Source organism: Pantoea sp. LMR881, from assembly GCF_027157825.1.
Lineage (GTDB): Bacteria > Pseudomonadota > Gammaproteobacteria > Enterobacterales > Enterobacteriaceae > Pantoea > Pantoea haifensis.
The window spans coordinates 3,280,084-3,305,446 of the sequence record NZ_JAPVOK010000002.1; the positions used below are offsets into that span (position 1 = coordinate 3,280,084).

The window sequence follows — 25,363 nt, forward strand, 5'->3', positions numbered from 1 at the left end:
TTTTATGACGGCAAAAGTTTTCACTTTGCACAACGACATATGGCGCGCAGGCAAAAAGGCGGTATAATCCCGCGATTTTTTTTTAGCTCAACTCATTCCGGGAGAACAACAATGAAGATCGTGGAAGTTAAACACCCGCTGGTCAAACATAAACTGGGCCTGATGCGTGAGCATGATATCAGCACGAAGCGTTTCCGCGAGCTGGCATCTGAGGTCGGCAGTCTGCTGACCTACGAAGCCACCGCTGACCTGGAAACCGAAAGCGTAACGATTGAGGGCTGGAACGGCCCGGTGCAAGTCGATCAAATCAAAGGTAAAAAAATCACGGTTGTACCGATCCTGCGTGCGGGCCTTGGCATGATGGAAGGTGTGCTGGAGCATGTACCAAGCGCACGCATCAGCGTAGTTGGCATCTACCGTGACGAAGAGACGCTGGAGCCAGTGCCTTATTTCCAGAAACTGGTTTCTAATATTGAAGAGCGTCTGGCACTGGTTGTTGATCCGATGCTGGCTACCGGTGGCTCAATGATCGCCACCATCGACCTGCTGAAGAAAGCCGGTTGCAGCAGCATTAAGGTGCTGGTGCTGGTGGCTGCGCCGGAAGGGATCGCGGCACTGGAAAAAGCGCACCCGGATGTTGAGCTGTACACCGCCTCGGTCGATCAGGGACTGAACGAGAAAGGTTACATTATTCCGGGCCTTGGCGATGCCGGGGATAAGATTTTCGGCACAAAATAATGATCGTTCCGGGCGACGTTGCTTGTCACTTTGTTTTCGGGCAGGGCTCGAAATCTTCTCGTACCTCCGTACGCGACGTTTCTTTGCGCTGGCAGCACATTATCTTCATCTATTGCGCCCGGCCTGTTCATGCAGAAAAAATTTTAATAACGCCGACCACAGAGTCGGCTTTTTTTAGCCAAAAACACAACAATCAATCTCTCTGAGTCATTCGGGTGAACGAAAGCGGCCAACGTCCGCCAGCCTGAAGAACAGCGGGGAAAGGGGATAAATGATGACTCGTCGTGCCATCGGCGTTAACGAAAGACCGCCGTTACTGAAAACCATTCCACTCAGCCTGCAACATCTGTTCGCCATGTTTGGTGCGACGGTGCTGGTGCCGATTCTTTTTCACATCAACCCGGCTACGGTGTTGCTGTTTAATGGCATCGGCACGCTTCTCTATCTGTTTATCTGTAAAGGTAAAATCCCGGCCTATTTAGGCTCCAGCTTTGCCTTTATTTCACCGGTGCTGTTGCTGTTGCCGCTCGGTTACGAAGTCGCACTGGGCGGGTTTATCTTGTGTGGCCTGCTGTTTTGTATCGTGGCGCTGGTGGTAAAAAAAGCGGGCACCGGTTGGCTCGACGTGATGTTTCCGCCTGCGGCTATGGGCGCGATTGTTGCCGTGATCGGTCTGGAGCTGGCAGGTGTAGCAGCAAACATGGCGGGCCTGCTACCAACAGAAGGCAGTGCGCCAGACAGTAAAACAGTGATCATTTCGCTGGTTACGCTGGCCGTTACGGTATTCGGTTCGGTGCTGTTTCGCGGTTTCCTCGCCATCATTCCTATTCTGGTTGGGGTGCTGGTGGGGTACGCACTCTCTTTCTTTATGGGCATCGTCGACTGGAGCGGCGTGTATAACGCGCCGTGGTTTGCGCTTCCGACTTTTTATACGCCACGTTTTGAGTGGGTAGCGATGCTGACTATTCTGCCCGCGGCGCTGGTTGTGATTGCCGAACACGTCGGACATCTGGTGGTTACCGCCAATATCGTGAAAAAAGATTTAATTCGCGATCCCGGTTTGCATCGTTCAATGTTTGCCAACGGGTTTTCCACCATGATTTCCGGCTTCTTCGGTTCTACTCCGAACACCACCTATGGCGAAAATATCGGCGTGATGGCCATCACCCGCGTTTACAGCACCTGGGTGATTGGCGGAGCAGCGATTCTGGCTATTTTGCTCTCCTGTGTCGGCAAACTGGCTGCGGCTATTCAGGCGATCCCGGTGCCGGTAATGGGCGGCGTCTCATTGCTGCTGTATGGCGTAATCGGCGCTTCCGGTATCCGTGTGCTGATCGAATCAAAAGTGGATTACAACAAAGCACAAAACCTGATCCTGACTTCGGTGATTTTGATCATTGGCGTGAGCGGCGCGAAAGTACACATTGGTGCCGCTGAATTGAAAGGCATGGCGCTGGCGACCCTTGTTGGTGTTGGCCTGGCGCTGATTTTCCGGGTCATTTCATTACTACGCCCGGAAGAAGTGGTGCTGGACGCTGAAGAAAAAAGCGGTCACTAAACACCATCGCGGGGCAGGGAAGCCCCATTCATCTCTTTTCTAAAACTGTGGTAGACTTCTCCGGTTTTTTAGCTTGTTCGCTTGCTGAGGTGCTTCTGAACACGCCGGCACAATTGTCATTGCCACTCTATTTACCTGACGACGAAACCTTTGCCAGCTTCTGGCCGGGGAAAACCCGTCGCTGATTGCCGCGCTCAAAGGCGCACTCAGCCAACACCATGGTAGCTATCTCTATTTCTGGTCACGCGAAGGCGGAGGCCGGAGTCATTTGCTGCACGCTGCCTGTGCGGAAATGTCGGCACGCGGTGAAGCGGTGGGATATGTCCCGCTAGACAAACGCACCTGGTTCGTGCCGGAAGTGTTGGATGGCATGGAACAGCTGCCGCTGGTGTGCATCGATAATATTGAATGTATTGCGGGTGAAGCAGAATGGGAAATGGCGATTTTTGATCTCTATAACCGCATTCTGGAAACCGGTAATACCCGCTTGCTGATCACGGGCGATCGCCCGCCACGCCAGCTCAATTTACAGCTTCCCGATTTGGCGTCACGCCTGGACTGGGGGCAAATTTACCGATTACAGCCGTTGTCTGATGAAGATAAATTACAGGCGCTGCAATTACGTGCCGGGCTGCGTGGGTTTGAGCTACCCGAAGATGTGGGCCGCTTTATGTTGAAACGACTCGATCGCGAAATGCGCACGCTGTTTGAAACGCTGGATCGGCTCGATCGGGCTTCAATCAGCGCCCAGCGCAAATTAACCATTCCGTTTGTTAAAGAGACGCTCGGCCTCTAAAGAATATCAAGTACCGCTTCTGGCGGGCGTCCCAGTCGCGCCTGCTCACCTTTAATCACGACAGGACGCTCAATCAGTTTTGGATGGGCGACCAGCGCCTCAATCAGTTCGCTTTCACTTTTTTCGCTGTCGCCCAATGCCAGAGTTTTATACAGATCCTCTCTGGTGCGCATCAGTTGGCGGGCGCTCGTCATGCCCAATTTTTTCAGCAAAATTTGTACTGTTTCACGATCCGGCGGCGTTTCCAGATAGAGCACAACGTCAGGTTCAACACCGTGCTGCTGCAACAGCGCCAGCGTTTCCCGGCTCTTGCTACAGCGCGGATTGTGATAAATGGTCACCATAATAGTTATCCTTTTTGATACTGTTTGAAGCGTTGTTGCAACTGGCGTAACTGATCGATACGGGCATCATAGCGCGCCTGTTTCAGGCTGCCGAGCGGCACCTGCGCACTGGCGCTGCTCAGGGCGGAAATTGCCTGATCAAGCTGTCCGTTCAACGCCAGGCTCTCTGCCCGCGCCGACAACTCTTCATCATTTAAGCCTTGCTGAGCCGAGGCCTGCGCCAGTAAATCCCAACCGTTGGGATCGTCTTTATTCGCCCAGGTATAACGATTAAGAATGCGACTGGCATTGGCGGGCTGCTTCGCTTCGACGTAGGCATTTGCCAGGTTCAGTTGCACCACCGGACTGTTTTTAACGCCGCTGGCGTTATTCAGCAATGTAATAGCCTGCTGCGGTTGATTCAGGCCGATCTCAATGTCTGACATGATATCGAGAAACCAGACGTTACCGGGCTGTTTTGCCAGTAAGGGAGCAATGATCTTTTTCGCATTAGCGAAGTTTTTAGCCTGCAAAAACTGCACCGCTTTACCATATTGTGACGCCAGCTGTTCGCGCGCATTGCCATTAGCGTACTGCGTTAACAATTCATCCGTAAGCTGGTTACGACCGGTGGCATACATGCCCAGCAAACGCACTTTTGCGAAATAGAAATCTTCTGAAGATTGCACCACCACGGGACGCATTTGATTCGCACGGTTACGGGCATCGGCAAGGCGGCTGTCCGGTAACGGGTGAGTGAGCAAAATTTCAGGTGGCTTAGAAGAGAAACGTGTTTGATCGGCCAGCTTTTGTAAAAAGTTTGGCATGGCTTGTGGATCAAATCCCGCCCGCTGTAACACCTGAATGCCAATGCGATCCGCTTCCTGCTCGTTGCCTTGAGTAAAGCTAATCAGGCCTTGCTGGGTGCCCGCCAGCGTACCGGTGAGTGCCGCCATACCGGCCTGCGGATTCGCCATGGCTAACAGGATCGATCCCAGCGCGCCTACCCAGGTCAGGGGCGCATTGCGTTTTTGATCTTCCATGGCGCGAGCCAGATGGCGCTGGGTAACGTGGGATATTTCGTGCGCGATTACCGAGGCCAGCTGGCTTTCATTTTCTGTGAAGCGAAACAATGCGGCATGCAGCACAACATTCCCGCCAAAGAAAGCGAAGGCGTTCAGTTCATCATTTTGAATCAGGAAAAAGTGAAAGGGGTTTTTACCGCATCCGCATGCGCAACCAGGCGCTGACCAAGCTGATTAATATATTGATTCAAAAGCGGATCATTAATTAAGGGGGCACTGGCGCGTAGCTGGCGCACATAAAAATCCCCCATCTGCAGTTCCTGGTTAATGGATAGCGTTGAACCGGCAGTGGTGCCGATGTCCGGTAAGGAATCGCTCACATCTGCTCTGGCAGGGAGCACACTGGTCAGTGTCAGCGCGGGAATGAGCGCGGTAAGCAGCGTTTTTTTAAACCGGTTCAACATAATCTAATCCTGTAGAGAAGGCCTGACCTTAGACAGTTGCGCAGCGGCAATGTTCTTTTTAGTAAGAAGTCATCACACAAGGTGCGTATCTTAACCACAGCCAGATGATAAAGAAATGTGCATTTCTGCTTAACCGGGCTGAAATCAACTGACATTATCGTCAGCTTGTAGCAAAAAATTGAATGTCGAAAAAACCTCAACAAAAAGATATTTTCCCGGTGAATGAAACAAACTGAACGATCTGTTCAGTTAAAACCGTATCGCTTAATAAATAATCGCGTTAATTGACGTTATAGCGGCCTCGGATTACACCCAAAGCTCATGATACCATTTTTAAAGTTATGTAAAATTACTCAAAAAAACTGAAGATGGCATGAAATTTTCCAGGTTTACTCTGAAAAAATAGCGCAAATTGTTAAGGCAAGGCCCGACGCAGGCTTAATGATTTTTATCGAAGAGAGAGGCAATAATATTTATATCTACAAAAATATGGCCTGATAAAATTTCTCCACTCGCCACTGTTTCTCTTTTTATTGGGTCTTTTTAAGTGCCAGGATTTAATTTGCGATGCGCTGATTACCATTTAAAAAATTACTTGATAATCCTTGTTGATAATTTCAATTAAAACTAATTTTCCTGTGGCGCGATTTTATCGGTGCGCTCAATTTCGATACGCTGTGATATAGATAAGCGACGCTTTTTTACTATCAAACTTGAATGCGTTGTTAGCTGGAGAAAGTCTTTATGCGTTCAGCTCTATCCTATGCGCTCATTGCCATCATCGGCGGTGTTATTGGCGCAGGTATCATCCAAAGTGGCGTTATTTACGATAAAGTCCTGCAGCATTTTTCTGAACAGCCCGAGGATCCGGCAGATTTCTGGAGTACGCCTGCCGTCGACGGTTATGGAAAAATTCATTATGAAGCGGATGCTGCATTTAAACCCGTGGTGGGATTAAGTAATAAGATTGTATTTCAAATTACCCGTAGCGACGGGGCAATGACCAAAACCAATCTTGGCCTGGAGCGTGTCGCGCGCGTGGTGAATTTATATATTGCTTCTGGTGTACCCGCTGATCAGTTAAATTTTGTGGTATCAGTCACCGGCGATGCGACACCCGCAATGCTTGATAATCATCATTTCAGGCAGCTTTATGGCGCGGATAACCCTAATCTTAAATTAATTAATCAATTAAATAAGCTTGGCGTAAAAGTATCTGTCTGCGATCAGTCAGTCGCTTTTCATCATTATCCCAATGAGTGGATAGATAAATCAGTTGTTCATGCGCTTTCCAGCCCAACCACCGTTTCAACCCTGCAAAATCAGGGCTATGCATGGTTGCAAATGTAATTTATTTCATTAGCAGGAGAACAAGCGATGCGTCCAGCAGCCTGTATTGTAGTCGCTGCCGTAGCCGGATTTATAGGTGGCAATGTTTTACAACTCCCGGAATTAGTCGATAAGTTCAGTGGGAAATTTGCTGATAATAAAGCAGAGCCCGCTAATTTCTGGATCACGCCCGCCATTGAAGGGTTCGGTAAAATACATTATGTCGATGCGCCAGCCTATAAACCGGGAACGGTGGAGGGCTTAAGTAATAAAGTCGTTTTTCAAATTAACCGTAGCGAAGGCGATATTCGTCAGCCTAATTTAGGTCTGGAACGCGTAGCGCGAGTGACAAACCTTTATTATGCTGCCGGTGTTCCGCTCGACCAGTTGAAATTTGTCGTGTCAATTAATAGTGATGCCGTACCGGCCGCGCTGAATAACGAACAGTTCCGTAAAGCATATGGCGTCGATAACCCAAACCTGAAACTGATCAGCGAGTTGAAAAAAGCGGGCATTCAGGTCTCCATTTGCGATCAGTCGGTGGCTTTCCACAAGCTGGAGCGTGACTGGATTGACCCAATGGTGACCCACACGCTCTCAAGCGGCACCACCGTTGCTACGCTGCAAAACGAAGGTTATGCCTTTTTGATGCTGTAAATCCTCCAGCGGCGTCTTCGCCGCTGTCATTGATTTGTCATTTTTCCGCGATTGAGCTGTCATGAATCGCCGCTAGTTTAAGCGCCAATGAGATCGATCTCATTAACGGTAAACAGGGGCGACATGACCGATTTAAACAGCGTAGCCAGACTGGCAGGGGTATCACGCGCCACAGCCGCGCGCGCTTTCTCCGATCCTCATCTGTTAAAAGAGAGCACCAGACAGAAAGTGCTTGATGCGTCTGAGCAGCTCGGCTTTCGTCCTAACCACATTGCGCGTCAGTTACGTACTCAAAGCTCAACCACGCTTGGCGTGCTGCTGCCTTCTTTGCTTAATCCAATCTTTGCTCAACAACTGCAGGCGATGGAGCGGCAGGCTCGGCAGGCGGGTTACGGTTTGCTGGTCGCGACCAGTGATTATCAACCCGATCGTGAAGCTGAAATTGTTGAACACATGCTACGCCAGCGGGTTGCAGGCCTGGTGTTAACGGTTGCAGACGCTGACAGCAGCGCGGTATTGCCTAAGCTGGCCGATGCGCAAATGCCGTTTGTACTGGCGCATAACGTTCCGCAAACCCAGCCCTGGCCTGCGGTTTGTGTCGATAACCGTCGGGCGATGGCGGAGGCTACGGCACATTTACTGGCGCTCGGTCACCGACACATTGTCATGGCCGCCGGGCCAGTATTGCAGTCAGACCGCGCGCGACAGCGTTATCTGGGATATTGCGATGCCATGCAGCAGGCTGGCGTTACGCCACAAGCCCTGGTTGAAATGCCCAGCCATACCCGATCCGATTTTCACCCCTTACTGCCGCTGATTAACAGCGCAACGCCGCTTACCGCCGTGATTTGCAGTAACGATTTGCTGGCAATCAGCCTGGTGGGTGCGGCTGCGCGTGCTGGCGTTAAGGTGCCGCAACAGCTTTCAGTGATGGGTTTCGATGGCACCGATATTGGCGAGCAGCTCTCTCCTTCCTTAGCGAGCATCGTTCAGCCCGGCGATATGTTGGGTGCCTGTGCCATTGACATACTTTTACAGCCCAGTCAGGCAGGCACGCGCCTGCTGGCACATCATCTGCGATTAGGCGAGAGCATCGCCCCCGCGTTTATTTCGTCAACACCAGGGAAACATCATGTCATCACAAAATAAAATGAGAATGGGCGCGGCGCTGTTTGCCGCTTGCAGTCTGTTTACTCCCCTGACGCAGGCGGCTGAAAATGCCATCTGCTACAACTGCCCGCCGGAATGGGCTGACTGGGGCACTCAGTTAAAAGCGATCGCTAAAGATACCGGCATTCAGGTGCCACAGGATAATAAAAACTCTGGCCAGTCGCTGGCGCAATTAGTCGCAGAGAAAAACAATCCGGTCGCCGACGTGGTCTATTACGGCGTCAGCTTTGGTATACAGGCGGCCGCAACCGGAGTCATTGCTGATTACAAACCCGCAAACTGGGATCACATTCCGGCCGGCATGAAAGATCCCGACGGCAAATGGGTTGCGCTGCATTCCGGCACTATGGGATTTATGGTGAATGTCGATGCGCTGGGTGGCGCGCCTGTGCCTCAATCATGGGACGATTTGCTGAAGCCGGAATACAAAGGCATGGTGGGGTATCTGGACCCGGCCAGCGCCTTTGTGGGTTATGTTGCAGCAGTTGCGGTGAATCAGGCCAAAGGCGGCAACATGAAGGATTTCACGCCTGCGCTGACCTGGTTTAAAAAATTACAGGCAAACCAGCCGATCGTTCCTAAGCAAACCGCCTATGCGCGCCTGATCTCCGGCGAGATCCCGATTCTGCTCGATTACGATTTCAACGCCTACCGCGCTAAGTACAAAGATCATGCCAACGTCGCCTTTGTGATCCCTCAGGAAGGCACGGTAACAGTGCCTTACGTTATCAGCCTGGTAAAAGGCGCGCCTCATCCGGACAACGGCAAAAAAGTGATTGATTACGTTTTGTCTGATAAAGGCCAGGCTATTTGGGCCAATGCCTGGTTACGTCCGGTCCGTCCATCGGCTATATCGGCGGAAGCTAAAAAACGTTTCCTGCCGGACAGTGATTACGCCCGCGCGCAGACGGTTGACTACCAACAAATGGCAGAAGCGCAGAAAGCTTTCTCAGCCCGCTATCTGAGCGAGATCCGCTGATGGCGATGTTTGACGCCCGCAGCGGTTTACCGACGGCCTTGCGCCGTCGGCCCCGTCACCGCCAGTCAGCGGCACGCTGGCCATGGATGCTGTTGCCTGCATTGCTTTTTTTTGCGGCTTTCTGGCTGCTGCCTTTTGCCCGCCTGGTACAAACTGGCATGACACTCGATCGCAGCACGCAGCACAGCGGCTACTGGACCGTAATCAGCCAGCCGCAATATTTGCAAAGTCTGGTGAATACCGTCCTGCTATCGCTGGCGGTCACGCTGATGACCTTAGCAATCGCCGCAATAGTGGGCTGTTTTCTGGCGCGCCAGCACTTTGTGGGGCGCGGCACGCTGCTGGCTTTACTGACGTTTCCGCTGGCATTTCCAGGCGTAGTGGTGGGTTTTCTGGTGGTGATGTTAGCCGGACGTCAGGGCGTGCTCGCCCAGCTAAGCCTGGGGCTGTTTCATGAACGCTGGACGCTGGCCTATTCGTTAAGCGGCCTGTTTATGGGGTATCTCTATTTCTCTCTGCCACGCGCCATTGTCACGCTGGTTGCAGCGAGCGAAAAACTGGATCGCTCATTAGAAGAGGCAGCGCGTTCGCTTGGGGCCAGCCAGTGGCGCATCGTGTGGGATGTGATTGTGCCCGGATTAAAACCCGCGCTGCTCTCCAGTGGCGCACTCTGCTTTGCCACCAGCATGGGCGCGTTTGGCACCGCTTTTACGCTCGGCACCGATCTGAACGTCCTGCCGCTAACGATTTATGGTGAGTTCACTAATTATGCCAATTTTGCCACTGCTGCCGCGCTGTCAGTGGTGATGGGCGGAGTAGCCTGGCTGGGATTAATGCTGACGCGGATGCTCACGCACACGAAAGAAGAGAATAGCTGATGAAGCGCCGTGGACTGTTTTATCTGCAAATCACCGTCACCGTACTGACGGTACTCTTCATGATTGTGCCGGTGCTGCTATCAATGCTGGCGGGCGTCACGCAAAACTATTTTATCGGCCTGCGCAGTGGCCTGACGCTGAAATGGGTTGAACAGGTCTGGGAGATGTACGCCGACACTTTCTGGTTATCACTGCTGATCGCCGTGAGCTGTTTACTGGTCACGGTGATCATTGGCGTGCCGGCGGCATGGGGACTGCTTAAATCGCCCTCTCGCTGGGCCGCCCGCATTGAAGAGTGCCTGATGTTGCCGGTGGCGCTACCGGGTTTAGCCACGGCACTCGGCATCATTTTACTGTATGGCCAGTTCAACGCACTGCGTGATAGCTGGCTGTTCATCCTGATTGGCCATGTGCTGTTTACCTTGCCCTTTATGATCCGTCCGGTTCTGGCGGTAATGCAGGCGATTCAACTGCCACGCATGGAAGAAGCGGCAGCCAGCCTGGGCGCCGGGTTCTGGCGCCGTTTTTTTACCGTCGTGATACCCAACTGCCGTAACGGCATCCTGGCGGGCGCTTTTATGGTGATCACCTTATCGGTAGGTGAATTCAATATCACCTGGATGCTGCACACGCCGCTCACCAAAACTTTGCCCGTTGGTCTGGCAGACAGCTACGCCTCTCTGCGTCTGGAAGTCGGTTCTGCTTATACGCTGGTGTTTATTTTAATGATATTACCGCTGTTACTGATGCTAAATGCCTGTAATCACTGGCTGGATCGGCAATCTTTGCGACACGAAATTAAGGAGAAGGCATGATGAACGATGCCGTTACCGTCACGCTGCGCGACTGTTCGCGCCGCTTCAATGAACATGTTGCGCTGCATCCGCTGGATCTTACTATTCAGGCAGGTGAAACCCTGGTGCTGCTGGGGCCGTCTGGCTGTGGTAAGACCACAACGCTGCGCATCATCAGCGGACTGGAAAGGAGTGACGATCAAGGCCAGGTGTGGTTTGACGATCGTAACGTCACGGATTTGCCCATTGAGCGACGCAATGTCGGCATGGTTTTTCAAAACTACGCGCTGTTTCCTAACCTCAACGTGGCGCAAAACGTCGCTTACGGACTCAAAGTACAGGGCATTCCGCGCATCGAACGGGAAGCGCGTGTCACAGAGATGCTGGCGCTGGTGGATCTGACACATCTGGCGCATCGCAGCATCGACAAGCTCTCTGGCGGACAAAAACAGCGGGTAGCCCTGGCGCGTGCCCTGGCTGCGCGGCCTAAAGTCCTGCTGTTTGATGAACCGCTGGCGGCGCTTGACGCCAGACTGCGTGAGCGTCTGCGACTGGAGATCGGTACTTTGCTCAAGAAACTGGCGATCACCGCCGTCTACGTTACCCACGACCAGCAGGAAGCGATGGCGCTGGGCGATCGTATCGCGGTAATGGAGCAGGGCAAACTGGTACAGCTCGACACACCACAAGCGATTTATCAACGCCCGGCTTCACGTTTTGTCGCTGATTTTGTCGGCGCGATTAACTGCATTGATGTTGATCGACACGGCTTTCCGCGTCGGTTTTGCCGTCCCGAAGATGTGCTGCTGGCAGAAGACAGGCGCTACAACCAGCACGGTTTCGTTATCGGCAGTACTTTTTTGGGCGCGACCCAACGCTTACTGATTGATATTGGTATGGATAAGCCGATTCAGGTTGATCGACATGCACGAGAGCCCTGGCATGCCGGGCAATGCATTACCTGGTCACTGGCCGAAAACGCCGCACTTGAATTCAGAATATTGTGAGGAAGGGAACGTGTCTGTTCAACCAACGTTGATTGCGCAAATTAGTGATTTGCACATCAAGGCGCAGGGCCGCCTGTCTTATAAAAAAGTAGATACGCAGGCCGCGTTACTGCGTGCCATCGGGACGTTAAATGCACTGCAACCGCGTCCCGATATCGTTGTGATTACCGGTGATTTAGTCGATTTCGGCACAGCCGAGGAGTATCAAACGCTGTGGCAAATACTGCGTCGCTTGCAGTTGCCTTTTTATCTGATGCCCGGTAATCATGACGATCGCCAGGCGCTACGGGATGCGTTTCCCGATCATGCCTATTTGCAACGCGGCGCCACGCTTAACTGGCAACTCACCGTCAATGGCGTAAAGCTGCTGGCGCTTGACTCCAGCGTACCGCAACAGCCCTGGGGTTATGTCGATGAAGAACAACTGAACTGGCTGGCAGAGGCCTTGCTGCATGAGCCGAAACTGCCCACGCTGGTGATGCTGCACCATCCGCCTTTCGCCAGCGGTATCGATCATATGGATCGCCAGCGGTTGCGCAATCCGGATGCGCTGGCGGCAGTGATCAATCAGCATCCGCAGGTAGAGCGCGTGTTATGCGGGCATTTGCATCGCAGCATGCAGATGCGTTTTGCGGGAACGCTGGCGTGTAGCGCACCGGGTGTATCACATCAGGTGGCGTTTGATTTGCAGAGTGACGGTCCCGCCCACTTTGTGCTGGAACCGCCGGGCTTTTTACTGCATCGCTGGCATCCCCGGCAAGGGATGACAACGCATCAGTGTGCCATCGGCAGCTATTCCGGCCCCTGGCCATTTTATGATAAAAACGGATTAATCGATTAGCGCCAGTAAAAGCAAAACTTTTCAGCGGTGCCGACCGCCTTAAATGTGCTCTAAGTTTATTTCAGGGTGTACAATTACTCCCCGTATGACCAGGGCACGTTATAAACACCAACAAAAACAATAGAGTCGGGCACACCAATGATGAAATTTACTGTGGCGGCAACGCCATGCTAATGCGCCTACGTCCAAAAACGGATCTGCGTACCTTAATCGCTTTGCTGGTTATCGCCAGCATTGTGGTGACCTTAACTAATGCGATGTATGCAACGTGGCGCGTGCAGCGCATGGTACTGATTGACAGTACGCTGGAAGCCAATCGCGCCTATGCGGCTAAGCTGGCATCGACGACCGAAATCTTTTTTCAACTGGCACAGTCGCAACTGCACTACAGCGCCGTTCAGTTAGGCAACGACTTTGAGAGTGACGCCTTGCTGACAACCGAAGTTAACCGATTGCGCGAACAGACCAGCAGTTTTAACTCGGTGGCCGTGGTTGACAGCAAGGGCACTGTCAAAGCCATTTCACCGGAATCGCTCACCTTAAAAGGGATGCATCTCACCAGCGACGCCTCACGCGAAGCCCTGGCAACGCGCCAGCCGATGATTAGCAAGCCAACCCTTTCCGCAGCCAATAACTTGCTCGTTTTTGTCTCATGGCCAGTATGGCGTCGCGACGGGCAGTATCTTGGCTATGTGGGCGGCACCATTTATTTAAAGAAAAAAGCATCCTGAATGCGCTGTTGGGTCAGCAATTTTATCGCGATGGCTCCAGCGTCTATGTGGTAGACAGCAACAATCAAGTGCTCTATCACCAAAACAGCCTGCTTATCGGTAAAATGGTGCCCGCCCTTATCAGCGAACATGAGCGCGAAGAAAAAAATAACGGCTCGCTGCAAATTACCGATGCCGATAACGCTACCCGGCTGGCCGGTTTCGCCACTGTGCCCACAACCGGCTGGATGGTGGTGGCGTTTAAACCGATGGATGTCACCCTTGAGCCACTGTCGGGTTTGTTGATGAAAGTGATTAAGCATTCGGTGCCGTTTGCGCTGTTAACACTGTTACTGGCGGTGATCCTGGCGCGATTAATCGCGCTGCCGTTGTGGCAACTGGCGCGTAAAGCCAGCAAGATGGATGCGCAAGGCGTATCGAAAGAGATTGGCGCTATACGCGCCTGGTATTATGAAGCGGCACAGGTCAAAAAGGCACTGCTGACCGGTATTGGGCTGGTGCAGGATAAAATTGGCCGCCTTAACTCTGAAGCGCAGACGGATCCGCTGACACAGCTAATGAACCGTCGCGGGTTAAGCGCCGTACTCAATTTTTACCAAACGATGCGGCAACCCTTTGCCGTGCTGGCGCTGGATATCGATCATTTCAAACAGGTCAACGATACGTGGGGCCACGATGTCGGCGATCGGGTTATTCAGCAGGTGGCCCGCACGCTCCGCGTCAGCGCACGTCAGACCGATGTGATCTGTCGCAGTGGAGGAGAGGAATTTTTGATGCTACTGCCGGGCAGCTCAGCAGAAGAGGCGAGAGAGATAGCCGAGCGCGTGCGTAAAAGCATCGCCGACACCGCGATTGACGACGTGGGTAATATCACGATTTCTGTTGGCGTAACGGCCTGGTGCGGCGAAGAGAAGTCCTTTGAGACCACACTTAAGCAGGCAGATGCGGCGCTGTATCAGGCCAAGCATGCAGGCCGTAACTGTGTGATTGTCGCGGGTGCTACGCTTTCTCTGTCAGGAAGCCTGTCGCACTAAGCGTCTTTTCAGGCCAGTAATATCCGGTACAATCGTCGTCCTTTAAGTGGTCAAGGACAGAAAGGTATGCTGGCTTTATTGATTCAATGGTACAAACGCCGTTTCAGCGATCCACAGGCAATCGCCCTGTTAGTGATTTTGCTGGCGGGATTCTGTATCCTTTTCTTTCTGAGCGGATTACTCGCACCGCTGCTGGTCGCCGTTGTCCTGGCTTACTTGCTGGAGTGGCCAACCACACGCTTACAGCGTATTGGCTGCACACGCAGTTGGGCCACCTCGATTGTGCTGGTGCTGTTTGCCGGTATTTTGTTGGTCATGGTACTGATTGTCGCGCCGGTTGCCTGGCAACAGGGCATCAACCTGACGCGTGACCTGCCAAATATGCTCAACAAGCTCTATCTGTTCGCGGCCGGATTGCCAAAGCGTTTTCCTGCATTGATGGATGCAGGCATTATCGATCTGATCGTGGAGAATTTGCGGGGTCGTTTAACCGGCGTAGGGGATTCCGTCGTGAAATATTCACTGGCCTCCCTGGTGGGATTGATGACGCTGATGATCTATCTGGTGCTGGTGCCGCTGATGGTTTTCTTCTTGTTGAAAGACAAAGAGCAGATGCTGAACGCAGTGCGGCGTATACTGCCGCGCAATCGCGGGCTGGCGGGCGTAGTCTGGCAAGAAATGAACCAGCAAATCACCAATTACATTCGCGGGAAAGTGCTGGAAATGGTGGTGGTAGGTATCGCCAGTTGGCTGGCATTCCTGTTTTTGGGGCTTAACTACGCGCTGTTACTGGCAGTGCTGGTCGGGATTTCGGTGCTGATCCCTTATATCGGCGCAATGTTAGTCACTCTTCCGGTGGTGGGTGTCGGCCTGTTTCAGTGGGGATTAGGAAGCGATTTTTGGACGATGTTCATCGTCTATCTGGTTATTCAGGCGTTAGATGGCAACATTCTGGTGCCGATCCTGTTCTCAGAGGCAGTCAATCTGCATCCGCTGGTGATTATTCTGTCGGTGGTTATTTTTGGCGGGCTGTGGGGATTCTGGGGGGTGTTCTTTGCCATTCCACTCGCCACGCTGGTAAAAGCCGTGGTGCACGCCTGGCCAGATGGATTACTGGAAGAGTCACCTCAACAATAGAAAGAAAGAGGGGCGCGGCGGCAACAGATGCCGCGCCCGCACGCCATCAGGCAGTTTTTACATAATCCAGCACGATGTCATGGTGGTTTGCGGTTTTAAAATCGTCGAACACTTTCTCAATTTTGCCATTTGCATCGATTAAAAAGCTGATGCGATGGATGCCATCGTAAGATTTGCCCATAAAAGATTTCTCACCCCAAATACCAAATTGCTCACAAACCTGATGATCTTCATCAGAAAGCAACGTGAAGTTGAGTAGCTCTTTTTCAGCAAAACGCGACAGCTTTTCGGGTTTGTCAGTGCTGATGCCCAGCACTTCCACACCGGCCTTTTTCAACTCGTCCATATTATCGCGCAGACCACAGGCTTGTACGGTGCAGCCTGGCGTCATCGCTTTCGGGTAGAAGTACACCAGAACGCGCTGTCCCTGGAAGTCGGTCAAATTTACTTGTTCGCCGTCCTGATCGGGCAAGCTAAATTTCGGTGCGGTATCACCGGCTTTCAGTGGATTCATCACATCTCTCCATTTTTTAATCATGCTGTGGGTAATACACCATCAGGCGAGAAACTGCCAAACAGAAAATTACCATCAGGGGTATTTCACCACATAGCTGTCCGCACTGGCGCAACAGTAATGTGGGGAAATAGCTCCGGTTTACCACGCGCACAGCTTAGCGCGAGGAGGTTACCTGCTCACCGCTGTCTGTCTCTGCCAGACTATAAAGGCGCAGCGTACCTTGTGCATTTAATTCCTGACAAAGCGCATTAAATGCCTGCTCAAATGGCGCGCCTGCTGTCCGCGTTGGGCTGTGTGCGGTCATTTGAATATAGAGCGTTGGCGGCTGATCGTGTTGGGCGGGCGTAATCCGCGACACCAGTTCGGCAATATTCATCTGATGTTTATCAATCAGATCGGTAAAGCGTTCGATGATGTGCGGCGAATCGGGGACTTCAACCTGCACCAGCGCCGTATCGGGCATCGGCGGACGCGCTTTCGCATTGGTTCGCTTCATGACAATCAGCAATTCCAGCTCGGCGCCCTTCAGCGGCAGCGTCGACTCAATCAAGGTGATGGCGTTCCAGCTACCTGAAAGCAACATGATAAAAGTGAACTCATCCCCGAGCATTGCAAGACGGCTGTCTTCAATGTTGCAACCGCAGCTGCTGACATGGCGGGTAATAGTATTGACGATACCCGGGCGGTCAACGCCAAGTGCGGTAATAACCAAATGGTGGGGCTGAGATTGCGGCAAAATGGGATTTCCTGTGCATTCGCTAATAACCATAAGGTAAACATAAAAAAACTGCTGACAAGCGCCGGAATGGCGTGGCTTGCTTGCTTTTCACTAAGCGTAAAACGTACCATGAGGCACTTGTTTGCCGAGGGGATCGCCAATGTTTACGGGAAGTATTGTTGCACTCATCACGCCGATGGATGACAAAGGTAATGTCTGCCGTGCGAGTCTGAAAAAACTAGTTGATTATCATGTCGCCAGTGGCACCGCGGCGATTGTTTCCGTCGGCACCACCGGCGAATCGGCCACGCTCAGCCATGATGAGCATGGCGATGTGGTTCTGCAAACGCTGGAGTTAGCTGAGGGCCGCATCCCGGTGATTGCCGGAACCGGCGCAAACGCCACCGCAGAAGGGATCTCTCTCACTAAACGTTTCGAAAATTCCGGTGTAGTGGGCTGTCTGACCGTTACGCCCTATTACAACCGTCCGACGCAGGAAGGGTTGTATCAACACTTCAAAGCGATTGCTGAAAGCACCAGCCTGCCGCAAATGCTCTACAACGTTCCGTCGCGCACCGGCTGTGACATGCTGCCGGAAACCGTCGCGCGCCTCGCTGAAATAAAAAATATTATCGGAATCAAAGAGGCAACCGGGAACTTATCGCGTGTTAGTCAGATCCAAGAGCTGGTTGATGATGAATTCATCCTGGTGAGCGGCGACGATGGTACCGCTCTGGATTTCATGCAACTGGGCGGCAAAGGCGTTATTTCCGTGACGGCAAATATCGCTGCACGCGAAATGGTTGAACTCTGCGCACTGGCGCAGCAGGGCAATTTTGCCGAAGCACGCCGTTTGAATCAGCGTCTGATGCACCTGCACCAGACGCTTTTTAGTGAACCCAATCCTATCCCGGTGAAATGGGCAGCAAAACAGCTAGGATTAATCGCTAACGACACGCTGCGTCTGCCGATGACGCCACTGACAGCAGCAGGCCAGCCGAAGGTGGAGCAGGCGCTGGTTAAAGCGGGTTTGCGATAATTTAGGGAGAATGAATGAATTATTCAGTTAAGCGGTCAACAGTGGCAACAGTGGTGGGGCTTTCCACGCTGATGCTGCTGTCGGCATGTTCGAGCGATCAGCGTTATAAGCGTCAGGTCAGTGGTGATGAATCTTATCTGCAGGCCAGCGAATTGCACGAACTGAAAGCGCCAGCCGGTATGATTTTGCCGGTGCAGCGCGGAGATTACGATGTGCCGCGTACCGCCAGTAATGCGCCCGTCGGTAAACAGCTCGATATCCGCCCACCAGCGCAGCCTCTGGCGCTGATGAACGGCACCCGAGCGCAATACAGTCGTAACACTGGCGCACTGATGATTGAAAACAGCCGTGGTTTAGTCTGGCCGCAAGTGGTTAACGTTGTGCAGTCCTATAAATTCCCGATTGCATCGCGCAACGATGCAGGTCAGGAGTTGACCACCGACTGGGTGCAGTGGAACCGTGCTGATGAAGATAACCAGTATCGTGGCCGTTACCAACTCAGCGTTCAGTCACAAAGCTATCAGCAAGTGCTGACGGTTCGTCTGCTTGAACTGCAACAGGAAGGTAAAACCATTACCTCGCCAGTACAGATCCAGCGTTACACTGCCCAAATGATGAATGACATCAGTACCGGTCTGGATAAGATCGACACGGCAAATGAAAATGCCGCAGCAGGTCGCGTCAGTGGTGCTATTGATGTCCAGAGCGGTGCCGATGACACCGGTTTGCCAATGCTGGTGCTGCGCACGCCGTTCAACGTCGCGTGGCAACGTTTGCCAGGCGCCATGCAGCGTGTGGGCATGGAAGTGACCGACACCAATCGCTCACAAGGCAGCATGAACGTCACCTACAAATCACCAGGCAGCAGCACGTGGGATGAAGTAGGCGCCAAAGATCCTGAATTACCAAACGGTGATTATAAAGTTCAGGTCGGCGATCTCGACAACCGCAGCAGCCTGCAGTTCATCGATCCAAAAGGCCACGTGCTCACCCAGTCGCAAAACGACGCGCTGGTGGCCGTGTTCCAGGGCGCGCTGAACAAATAAATCATCACAGGCCGGAGATTCTCCGGCCTTTTTATTTTGTTTTTGGCATAATAGCGCGCGGCGAAGTAAACGATTGCGTCCCTGCAATCGCCGCAGCGGCTCAGGCCGTTGAACACCCGATATTTCATGTTTGGAGTTAATCAAGATGCAAAAGCGCGCTGAGTTGTATCGCGGTAAAGCGAAAACCGTATACAGCACCGACAATCCGGATCTGCTGGTACTTGAATTCCGCAACGATACGTCAGCAGGTGACGGGGCTCGAATCGAGCAGTTCGATCGTAAGGGAATGGTCAATAACAAATTCAACCATTTCATCATGACCAAACTGCAGGAAGCGGGTATTCCGACCCAGATGGAAGCTCTGCTTTCTGACAACGAAGCACTGGTGAAAAAGCTGGAAATGGTGCCGGTTGAATGCGTAGTGCGTAACCGTGCAGCAGGTTCACTGGTTAAGCGTCTGGGCGTGGAAGAGGGCATGATCCTCAATCCACCGCTGTTCGATCTTTTCCTCAAAGATGACGCCAAACACGACCCAATGGTCAACGAATCTTACTGTGAGACTTTTGGCTGGGTAAGCAAACAGAACCTGGCGCGTATGCAGGAACTGACCTACAAAGCCAACGAGGTGCTGAGCAAACTGTTTGATGATGCGGGCCTGATTTTGGTCGATTTCAAACTGGAGTTTGGTCTGTTCAACGGTGAAGTGGTGCTGGGCGATGAATTCTCGCCAGATGGCGCCCGACTGTGGGACAAAGAGACGCTGGATAAAATGGATAAAGATCGTTTCCGTCAGAGCCTTGGCGGCGTTGTTGAAGCCTATGAAGCGGTTGCCCAGCGTCTGGGTGTGAAACTCGACTGAGTACCCATTGCCTGATGCATGGAAAGGAGAGCGACGGCTCTCCTTTTTCATTTTGGCGTAAAGCTGGTGCTTGCCCCCGCGCGCAACTAAAATCATGACATCTAAGCAAAACGCGAAAGGGAGTGCAGTATGCGCTGGCAAGGGCGTCGTGAAAGCGACAATGTAGAAGACCGACGCAATCAGTCGTCGGGTTATGGAACGGGTCGCCATATTCGCCTGCCGCGTGGCAAAGGTGGCATTATATTGCTGGTTATCGTCGCGGTGGCGGGTTATTACGGCTATGACCTGACGGCACTGTTAACCGGTGAGCAGGTGACCACCACCAGCCAACAGCAAACGCGCAGCGTGAACAGTAATCAGGACGAAGCGGCAAAATTCACTTCTGTGATACTCGCCACTACGGAAGATACCTGGGGCAAAGTTTTCCAGCAGATGAATAAAGATTATGTGCCGCCGAAGCTGGTGATGTATCGCGGTGCAACGCGCACGGGTTGTGGCACCGGGCAGTCGGTCATGGGACCGTTTTACTGTCCAACGGACCAAACCGTCTATATCGATCTCTCTTTTTATGATGAGATGAAAAGCAAACTTGGCGCGGGCGGTGATTTCGCTCAGGGCTACGTCATTGCGCATGAAGTGGGTCACCACGTGCAGAAACTGCTGGGTATTGAACCCAGAGTCCGCCAAATGCAGCAGAGTGCCAGCCAGGCGCAAGCCAATCAGCTGTCAGTGAAAATGGAGCTACAGGCGGATTGCTTTGCTGGCGTATGGGGACATTATATGGAGCAGGAAAATATCCTCGACGTTGGTGATCTGCAAGAGGCACTGAACGCAGCAGAAGCGATTGGCGATGACCGTTTGCAACAGCAAAGTCAGGGGCGCGTCGTGCCAGACAGCTTTACTCACGGCACCTCGCAGCAGCGTTATACCTGGTTTAAACAGGGTTACGACAGCGGCAATCCGGGGCAATGCAACACCTTCGCGAATAACGGATGACCCCAGAAACGATTCGCACTATGCAGCAGGCAGGCGTGCGTCGGCTTTGTGTGATCAGTGGCGAAGCCGGATGGTGCCAGCAGACCGCAGCTGAGTGGATCGCTAAACTAACCGGCGACTGGCTCTGTATCAGCGAGTCGCCGCTATTCCCGACCCCGCACTGCTCTCCGGGCGCATTACGCACTTTGCTGGGGCGAGAATTTTTGCATGCTGTCTTCGACGCCCGCCAGGGCCTGCATGCTGAAGCCTTTGCTGCCCTGGCGGGCACGCTAAAGGCGGGCAGTTGGTTACTGTTGCTGGTGCCTGAATGGCAAACATGGCCGCAGAAGCCGGATGCTGACAGTTTGCGCTGGGCCGATGTTGCCGAGCCTATTGCTACACCGCACTTTATCCATCATCTTCAGCGACGCATTGAGGCGGATGATCGGGTTTTGCTGCATCGCCAGCATCATGCCCTCAGCGTTGAGCCACTCGCGCCGCTGCCCGACTGGCACTGTCAGGCCCCGCAACAGCAGCAAACTATTCTCAGTGCGTTACACTCAATGTATCGCGGCGTGGCGGTCATTACCGCCGCACGCGGGCGCGGTAAGTCTGCGCTGGCGGGAATGCTGGCGCAGCAAAATGGCCGCTGTTTGATTACCGCACCGGCAAAAGCCTCAACAGAGGTACTTGCGGCCTTTGCAGGCGAAAACTTTAACTTTATGGCGCCAGACGCCATTATCCAGCAGGCAGCAGCAGCGAATGTTGACTGGTTAATTATTGATGAAGCCGCGGCTATTCCTGCGCCATTACTGCAAACGCTGGTCAAACGTTACCCACGTGTTTTGCTGACGACCACAGTACAGGGCTACGAAGGCACCGGACGTGGGTTCATGCTGAAGTTTTGTGCCGGATTGCCACAGGTAAGCTATTTCACGCTTGATGAGCCGCTGCGCTGGTCGCGTGCCGATCCGCTCGAAGAGTGGCTTAATCAGGCGCTGATGTTTGAAGATGCGTTACCGGCACCGACGTGTGGTGACAGATCGGTTCGACAGCCCGACAGCAACAGCGGAGATAATCCTGTTCCGATTGAAGCCGCTTATCGATTACTTACCAGCGCCCACTATCGCACCTCACCGCTCGATTTACGCCGCCTGCTTGACGCGCCAGGCATGCACTTATGGCTGGCGGGCGATGCGCCTGCTTTGCAAGGCGCATTATGGCTGGTGGAAGAGGGCGGGTTATCTTCTGAACTGGCGCATGCCGTCTGGGCTGGCTGGCGGCGACCGCGCGGTAACTTAGTCGCGCAATCGCTGGCGGCACACGGTGGATTCACCGATGCAGCCACGCTGCGTTCGCTGCGCATCAGTCGCATTGCGGTCGCGGCTGAATGTCGTCGTCAGGGGCTGGGATTAACCCTCATCAACGCCGCGCGTGCATCAGCGCAGTGCGACTACCTTTCAGTCAGTTTTGGCTACACTGAATCACTTTGGGCCTTCTGGCGCGCGTGCGGTTTCACGTTAGTGCGCATTGGCAGCCAGCGAGAAGCCAGCAGCGGCTGCTATGCCGCGATGGCAATGTGTGCCATTACGCCAGCCGGAAAAGATTTGCAGGATGCCGCAGCACATCAACTGGCGCGAGACTGGCCGGTTTTACGTCAGCATATTCATCTGGATCTGGACTGTTTTCCGCTTTCTGAGGGCGCTTACATCGCGCAGGATGCCTGGCTGGCGGCGGGGTTTGCCTGGGCACAACGGCCTTTTGACGCCAGCCTGCCGGTATTAACGCGTCTGTTAAGCGTCACGCCTTTCCCGGCCCCGCTATTGCGGGCTGCCGTCGCTGCGCCCGCTGAACTCAGCTTACTGGCGAGAGAGGCGGGGCTGAGCGGACGCAAAACGCTGATTGCCGCACTGCGCCAGCAGGCAGCAGAGGCGCTTCTGGCCCATAATCAGGAGTATGCGGAAGCTCTGCGGCGGCAGTTGTAATAAATCCACTGACTCATTCAATGCTTCGCATCGCTTTTATCGCCCGAGGGCGTAGAGTGAATGAAGGAGGTTAATATGGCACTGCAATACGTTATCGTTCAACAGCCGGTAAAGGCTGCACAGCTTTTTTGCTCTATCACGGCGTCGGTGATAACCCTGATTCAATGGGCGAAATTGGCAGCTGGTTTGCACGCACTTTTCCTGAAGGACTGGTGATTTCTGTTGGCTCACCGGGGCCGGGGCGCCAGTGGTTTGCTGAGGCAAAAATGCACGATCAAAGCGTGCAGCAGCGAGTGGATCTGGCGATGCCGCAGTTTGTTGAGTCAGTACAGCACTGGCAGCAAGAAAGTGGCGTGCAGCCCAACGCAACGGCCCTGATAGGCTTTTCACAGGGTGGCAGCATGGTTTTAGAAGCGGTCAAAGCGCATGCCGATTTGGCCGGACGGGCAGTGATTTTCAACGGACGCTTTATTACCCTGCCGGAAAAAGCCAGCACCCGTACCACGGTTCATTTGATCCACGGTGAATATGATGAATATATCCCCGTGCATTATGCAGAAGAGGGGGCGCAGCGTTTAATGGAGTTAGGCGGTGATGTGACGCTGGATATCGTTGAAGATTTGGCGCACGCCATTGACGAGCGCAGCATGCAACTGGCGTTAAATCATCTGCGTTATACCGTGCCGAAACGCTATTTTGATGAGGCGCTAAGCGGGGCGAAACCTGGCGATGACGACGTTATCGTTATGATGTAAACAGCCCTCGCAGCTTGCGAGGGCAAGTCATTTACTTTTTATTTTGCTTTGGCCAGTCGTCGTCATCGTCCCATTTATCGTTGAAATCACGATGCGGCGGCAGGTCGGGTTTGTTTTCCATATATTTTTTATGATCGATACGCTTCAGATCTTTATAAACATTCATCAGCACGCCGACCATCAGCAGGATCACCGGGATCCACCAGTAATCTTTAATAAACGCCATTTGCCCGCTCCTTACGATCGCGATCAGGCGATCAATTGTTCCATGATGCGCTGATACATCCGACTCAGCATTTGAAGATCGGATGCCTTCACGCACTCATTGATTTTATGAATGGTGGCATTCACCGGACCTAACTCCACCACTTGCGTGCCCATCCGTGCGATGAAACGGCCATCCGACGTTCCGCCGGTGGTAAGCAGTTGTGGCTTGATCTCATTATAGTGCGCTACCGCATTCACTACGGCATCCACCAGCTTACCGCGCGATGTCAGGAAGGGCTGACCCGACAATTTCCACTCAATGGTGTAACGCAGCTGATGGCGATCTAGCAGTTCAGCCACGCGCTGGCGAATCATTGCATCGGTCAGTTCTGTGCTGAAACGGAAGTTGAACTGAACAAACAGCTCACCCGGGATCACGTTGTTGCTGCCGGTTCCGGCTTGTACGTTGGCAATCTGCATACTGGTCGGTGGGAAAAATTCATTGCCCTGATCCCACTCCACCGCGACCAGTTCATTTAGCGCGGGCATTGCGCGATGCACTGGATTATCAGCCAGATGTGGATAAGCAACGTGGCCCTGAACGCCGTGCACGGTAAGGTTTGCGGTCATTGAGCCACGGCGACCATTTTTTACCACATCGCCCACAACTTCAGTGCTGGAAGGTTCACCGACCAGGCAATAATCGAGCCGCTCATTTCTTGCCATCAGGCGCTCAACGACTTTGACTGTGCCATTAGTGGCGCTGGCTTCTTCATCTGAAGTAATAAGGAAGGCCAGGCGACCTTTATGCTGCGGATGTGCTGCGACGAAACGTTCAGCCGCGACAACCATTGCCGCCAGCGAACCTTTCATATCCGCAGCGCCGCGACCAAACAGCATGCCGTCACGAATGGTGGGCTCAAAAGGGGGTTGATCCAGCGGTTTGCGTCGCCTGGCGGCACAACATCCGTGTGCCCTGCAAACGCCAGCGTTTCGCCCTGACCGCGTGTGGCCCAGACATTCAGGGTATCGTCGATGTTCATTGGTTCGATGTGAAAACCAATGGCTTCCAGACGCGCAATTAACAGCGCCTGGCATCCGGCATCATCGGGGCTGAGAGAAGGACGACGAATAAGCTGCTGCGTCAGCTCAATGACCGGACAAAACATGTTATGACTTCTCCTGAATAACGTTCTGGTAAGTGGTTTCATTAAAGCCGGACAGTATCGAACCATCAGGCGCGCGCAACAGCGGACGTTTGATGATTGCCGGTTGCGCCAGCATTAACGCTTTGCCTGGGATGCATTTGTTATCGCTTCGCGCTCAGCTTCTGGCAATTTTCGCCAGGTTGTGCCGCGGGTGTTGAGTAAAGCCTGGTAGCCCAGAGCATCAATAAATTGCTGCAACAGTTCATCGCTCAGACCCTCTGCACGGTAATCGTGAAAGCGATAATCGATGTTGGCAGCGTCTAAAAAACGGCGTGCTTTTTTAATCGTGTCGCAATTTTTTATCCCAAACATTACCCACTTCGCTGTCATCGCTGATCCCTGTCAAAAATTCAAAGCGAGAGTTTAACATAGTGTGATCCTTTGCGGCATCCGTGTGGCAACAAGACGCAAAGGCAAAATTTCTATTAATTTGACTTATGTAACGTCGGGTAATCGGTTTCAGTTTCCGCTGAAATTATCCCGTTACGCAGAGGGCGTTTTCTAAGAATTTCCTTATGTGCAAAAAAGCGTCTACCGTCTGGCTAAAAAAGTTTTAATCCCAGAGCGGGTAAGGGATTGCTGAAATGTGCGTC

20 protein-coding genes and 6 pseudogenes are annotated in these 25,363 nt (G+C 52.9%); 19 read left to right on the top strand and 7 right to left on the bottom strand.

Translation table 11 applies throughout. From position 1 onward, the window contains the following. Positions 1-111 precede the first annotated feature (111 nt). The 3 genes and pseudogenes from upp (at position 112) to hda (ending at position 3,092) form a co-directional block, all read left to right on the top strand. Positions 112-738: a uracil phosphoribosyltransferase gene (upp, locus tag O3W44_RS17300; RefSeq protein WP_269294010.1), complete on the top strand. Its 627-nt coding sequence runs from the start codon at positions 112-114 to the stop codon at positions 736-738. Between the two features lie 274 nt (positions 739-1,012). Beyond that, entirely contained in the window at positions 1,013-2,296 is a 1,284-nt protein-coding gene (gene uraA, locus O3W44_RS17305; RefSeq protein WP_269294476.1) for a uracil permease, read from the top strand. 95 nt (positions 2,297-2,391) lie between these two features. Further along, a pseudogene (gene hda / locus O3W44_RS17310) lies at positions 2,392-3,092 on the top strand (DnaA inactivator Hda). Here hda and arsC read toward each other — a convergent pair. Further along, a complete protein-coding gene (arsC, locus tag O3W44_RS17315; RefSeq protein WP_269294011.1) occupies positions 3,089-3,436 on the bottom strand; it encodes an arsenate reductase (glutaredoxin) in 348 nt (115 codons plus the stop codon). The pseudogene hda and the gene arsC overlap by 4 nt on opposite strands. Positions 3,437-3,441: 5 nt before the next feature. Further along, positions 3,442-4,904, bottom strand: a pseudogene (locus O3W44_RS17320) (beta-barrel assembly-enhancing protease). Between the two features lie 744 nt (positions 4,905-5,648). Between O3W44_RS17320 and O3W44_RS17325 the strand changes: the two are divergent. The 10 genes and pseudogenes from O3W44_RS17325 to O3W44_RS17370 all read left to right on the top strand — a co-directional run bounded on the left by O3W44_RS17325 (position 5,649) and on the right by O3W44_RS17370 (position 15,461). Then, entirely contained in the window at positions 5,649-6,254 is a 606-nt protein-coding gene (locus O3W44_RS17325) for a DsrE family protein (protein WP_269294012.1), read from the top strand. Between the two features lie 27 nt (positions 6,255-6,281). Next, the gene (locus O3W44_RS17330; protein ID WP_269294013.1) at positions 6,282-6,890 is read left to right on the top strand and encodes a DsrE family protein; all 609 of its coding nucleotides are present in this window, start codon (positions 6,282-6,284) and stop codon (positions 6,888-6,890) included. Between the two features lie 123 nt (positions 6,891-7,013). After that, entirely contained in the window at positions 7,014-8,039 is a 1,026-nt protein-coding gene (locus O3W44_RS17335; RefSeq protein WP_269294014.1) for a LacI family DNA-binding transcriptional regulator, read from the top strand. Beyond that, positions 8,023-9,039 carry an ABC transporter substrate-binding protein gene (locus O3W44_RS17340; RefSeq protein ID WP_269294015.1) on the top strand — a complete coding sequence of 339 codons (1,017 nt, stop codon included), beginning with the start codon at positions 8,023-8,025 and terminating at the stop codon, positions 9,037-9,039. Before O3W44_RS17335 ends, O3W44_RS17340 begins: the two co-directional genes overlap by 17 nt. Continuing rightward, entirely contained in the window at positions 9,039-9,917 is an 879-nt protein-coding gene (locus tag O3W44_RS17345) for an ABC transporter permease (protein ID WP_269294016.1), read from the top strand. The genes O3W44_RS17340 and O3W44_RS17345 overlap by 1 nt, the downstream gene beginning before the upstream one ends. Further along, positions 9,917-10,732 carry an ABC transporter permease gene (locus O3W44_RS17350; protein ID WP_269294017.1) on the top strand — a complete coding sequence of 272 codons (816 nt, stop codon included), beginning with the start codon at positions 9,917-9,919 and terminating at the stop codon, positions 10,730-10,732. Before O3W44_RS17345 ends, O3W44_RS17350 begins: the two co-directional genes overlap by 1 nt. Next, positions 10,729-11,718 (top strand): ABC transporter ATP-binding protein, encoded by a 990-nt coding sequence (locus O3W44_RS17355; protein WP_269294018.1) that lies wholly within the window; start codon positions 10,729-10,731, stop codon positions 11,716-11,718. Before O3W44_RS17350 ends, O3W44_RS17355 begins: the two co-directional genes overlap by 4 nt. A 10-nt stretch (positions 11,719-11,728) precedes the next feature. After that, the gene (locus O3W44_RS17360) at positions 11,729-12,559 is read left to right on the top strand and encodes a phosphodiesterase (protein WP_269294019.1); all 831 of its coding nucleotides are present in this window, start codon (positions 11,729-11,731) and stop codon (positions 12,557-12,559) included. Between the two features lie 167 nt (positions 12,560-12,726). Then, positions 12,727-14,324, top strand: a pseudogene (locus O3W44_RS17365) (sensor domain-containing diguanylate cyclase). Positions 14,325-14,390: 66 nt separating this feature from the next. Continuing rightward, complete coding sequence (locus O3W44_RS17370; RefSeq protein WP_269294021.1) at positions 14,391-15,461, top strand: AI-2E family transporter; 1,071 nt, start codon at positions 14,391-14,393, stop codon at positions 15,459-15,461. 46 nt (positions 15,462-15,507) lie between these two features. Here the strand turns inward: O3W44_RS17370 and bcp are convergent, their stop codons facing one another. Continuing rightward, positions 15,508-15,975: a thioredoxin-dependent thiol peroxidase gene (bcp, locus tag O3W44_RS17375; protein WP_269294022.1), complete on the bottom strand. Its 468-nt coding sequence runs from the start codon at positions 15,973-15,975 to the stop codon at positions 15,508-15,510. Between the two features lie 157 nt (positions 15,976-16,132). Next, positions 16,133-16,714, bottom strand: coding sequence for a glycine cleavage system transcriptional repressor (locus O3W44_RS17380; protein WP_442954649.1), 582 nt, complete (start codon positions 16,712-16,714; stop codon positions 16,133-16,135). A 142-nt stretch (positions 16,715-16,856) separates the two neighbouring features. Here O3W44_RS17380 and dapA point away from each other — a divergent pair, with 142 nt between their 5' ends. From dapA to ypfH, 6 genes and pseudogenes are all read left to right on the top strand, one after another. Continuing rightward, positions 16,857-17,735 (top strand): 4-hydroxy-tetrahydrodipicolinate synthase, encoded by an 879-nt coding sequence (dapA, locus tag O3W44_RS17385; protein ID WP_269294023.1) that lies wholly within the window; start codon positions 16,857-16,859, stop codon positions 17,733-17,735. A gap of 14 nt (positions 17,736-17,749) precedes the next feature. Next, positions 17,750-18,781: an outer membrane protein assembly factor BamC gene (gene bamC, locus O3W44_RS17390; RefSeq protein ID WP_269294024.1), complete on the top strand. Its 1,032-nt coding sequence runs from the start codon at positions 17,750-17,752 to the stop codon at positions 18,779-18,781. A 145-nt stretch (positions 18,782-18,926) separates the two neighbouring features. After that, positions 18,927-19,640 (top strand): phosphoribosylaminoimidazolesuccinocarboxamide synthase, encoded by a 714-nt coding sequence (gene purC / locus O3W44_RS17395; RefSeq protein ID WP_269294025.1) that lies wholly within the window; start codon positions 18,927-18,929, stop codon positions 19,638-19,640. A gap of 129 nt (positions 19,641-19,769) precedes the next feature. After that, positions 19,770-20,636, top strand: a complete 867-nt coding sequence (ypfJ, locus tag O3W44_RS17400; RefSeq protein ID WP_269294026.1) for a KPN_02809 family neutral zinc metallopeptidase — start codon at positions 19,770-19,772, stop codon at positions 20,634-20,636. After that, positions 20,633-22,600: a tRNA(Met) cytidine acetyltransferase TmcA gene (locus O3W44_RS17405; RefSeq protein ID WP_269294027.1), complete on the top strand. Its 1,968-nt coding sequence runs from the start codon at positions 20,633-20,635 to the stop codon at positions 22,598-22,600. Before ypfJ ends, O3W44_RS17405 begins: the two co-directional genes overlap by 4 nt. A gap of 75 nt (positions 22,601-22,675) precedes the next feature. Then, a pseudogene (ypfH, locus tag O3W44_RS17410) lies at positions 22,676-23,355 on the top strand (esterase). Between the two features lie 31 nt (positions 23,356-23,386). Here the strand turns inward: ypfH and O3W44_RS17415 are convergent. From O3W44_RS17415 to O3W44_RS17425, 3 genes and pseudogenes are all read right to left on the bottom strand, one after another. Beyond that, entirely contained in the window at positions 23,387-23,581 is a 195-nt protein-coding gene (locus tag O3W44_RS17415) for a YpfN family protein (RefSeq protein ID WP_269294028.1), read from the bottom strand. A 23-nt stretch (positions 23,582-23,604) separates the two neighbouring features. Further along, positions 23,605-24,731 (bottom strand): annotated as a pseudogene (gene dapE, locus O3W44_RS17420) (succinyl-diaminopimelate desuccinylase). Position 24,732: 1 nt separating this feature from the next. Beyond that, positions 24,733-25,100 (bottom strand): annotated as a pseudogene (locus tag O3W44_RS17425) (ArsC family reductase). Positions 25,101-25,363 lie beyond the last annotated feature (263 nt).

Excerpts from the sequence above, each read along its gene's own strand:
- upp (WP_269294010.1), top strand. The coding sequence starts at position 112 with ATGAAGATCGTGGAAGTTAAACACCCGCTGGTCAAACATAAACTGGGC.
- uraA (WP_269294476.1), top strand. The coding sequence starts at position 1,013 with ATGACTCGTCGTGCCATCGGCGTTAACGAAAGACCGCCGTTACTGAAA.
- arsC (WP_269294011.1), bottom strand. The coding sequence starts at position 3,436 with ATGGTGACCATTTATCACAATCCGCGCTGTAGCAAGAGCCGGGAAACG.
- O3W44_RS17325 (WP_269294012.1), top strand. The coding sequence starts at position 5,649 with ATGCGTTCAGCTCTATCCTATGCGCTCATTGCCATCATCGGCGGTGTT.
- O3W44_RS17330 (WP_269294013.1), top strand. The coding sequence starts at position 6,282 with ATGCGTCCAGCAGCCTGTATTGTAGTCGCTGCCGTAGCCGGATTTATA.
- O3W44_RS17335 (WP_269294014.1), top strand. The coding sequence starts at position 7,014 with ATGACCGATTTAAACAGCGTAGCCAGACTGGCAGGGGTATCACGCGCC.
- O3W44_RS17340 (WP_269294015.1), top strand. The coding sequence starts at position 8,023 with ATGTCATCACAAAATAAAATGAGAATGGGCGCGGCGCTGTTTGCCGCT.
- O3W44_RS17345 (WP_269294016.1), top strand. The coding sequence starts at position 9,039 with ATGGCGATGTTTGACGCCCGCAGCGGTTTACCGACGGCCTTGCGCCGT.
- O3W44_RS17350 (WP_269294017.1), top strand. The coding sequence starts at position 9,917 with ATGAAGCGCCGTGGACTGTTTTATCTGCAAATCACCGTCACCGTACTG.
- O3W44_RS17355 (WP_269294018.1), top strand. The coding sequence starts at position 10,729 with ATGATGAACGATGCCGTTACCGTCACGCTGCGCGACTGTTCGCGCCGC.
- O3W44_RS17370 (WP_269294021.1), top strand. The coding sequence starts at position 14,391 with ATGCTGGCTTTATTGATTCAATGGTACAAACGCCGTTTCAGCGATCCA.
- bcp (WP_269294022.1), bottom strand. The coding sequence starts at position 15,975 with ATGAATCCACTGAAAGCCGGTGATACCGCACCGAAATTTAGCTTGCCC.
- dapA (WP_269294023.1), top strand. The coding sequence starts at position 16,857 with ATGTTTACGGGAAGTATTGTTGCACTCATCACGCCGATGGATGACAAA.
- bamC (WP_269294024.1), top strand. The coding sequence starts at position 17,750 with ATGAATTATTCAGTTAAGCGGTCAACAGTGGCAACAGTGGTGGGGCTT.
- purC (WP_269294025.1), top strand. The coding sequence starts at position 18,927 with ATGCAAAAGCGCGCTGAGTTGTATCGCGGTAAAGCGAAAACCGTATAC.
- ypfJ (WP_269294026.1), top strand. The coding sequence starts at position 19,770 with ATGCGCTGGCAAGGGCGTCGTGAAAGCGACAATGTAGAAGACCGACGC.
- O3W44_RS17405 (WP_269294027.1), top strand. The coding sequence starts at position 20,633 with ATGACCCCAGAAACGATTCGCACTATGCAGCAGGCAGGCGTGCGTCGG.
- O3W44_RS17415 (WP_269294028.1), bottom strand. The coding sequence starts at position 23,581 with ATGGCGTTTATTAAAGATTACTGGTGGATCCCGGTGATCCTGCTGATG.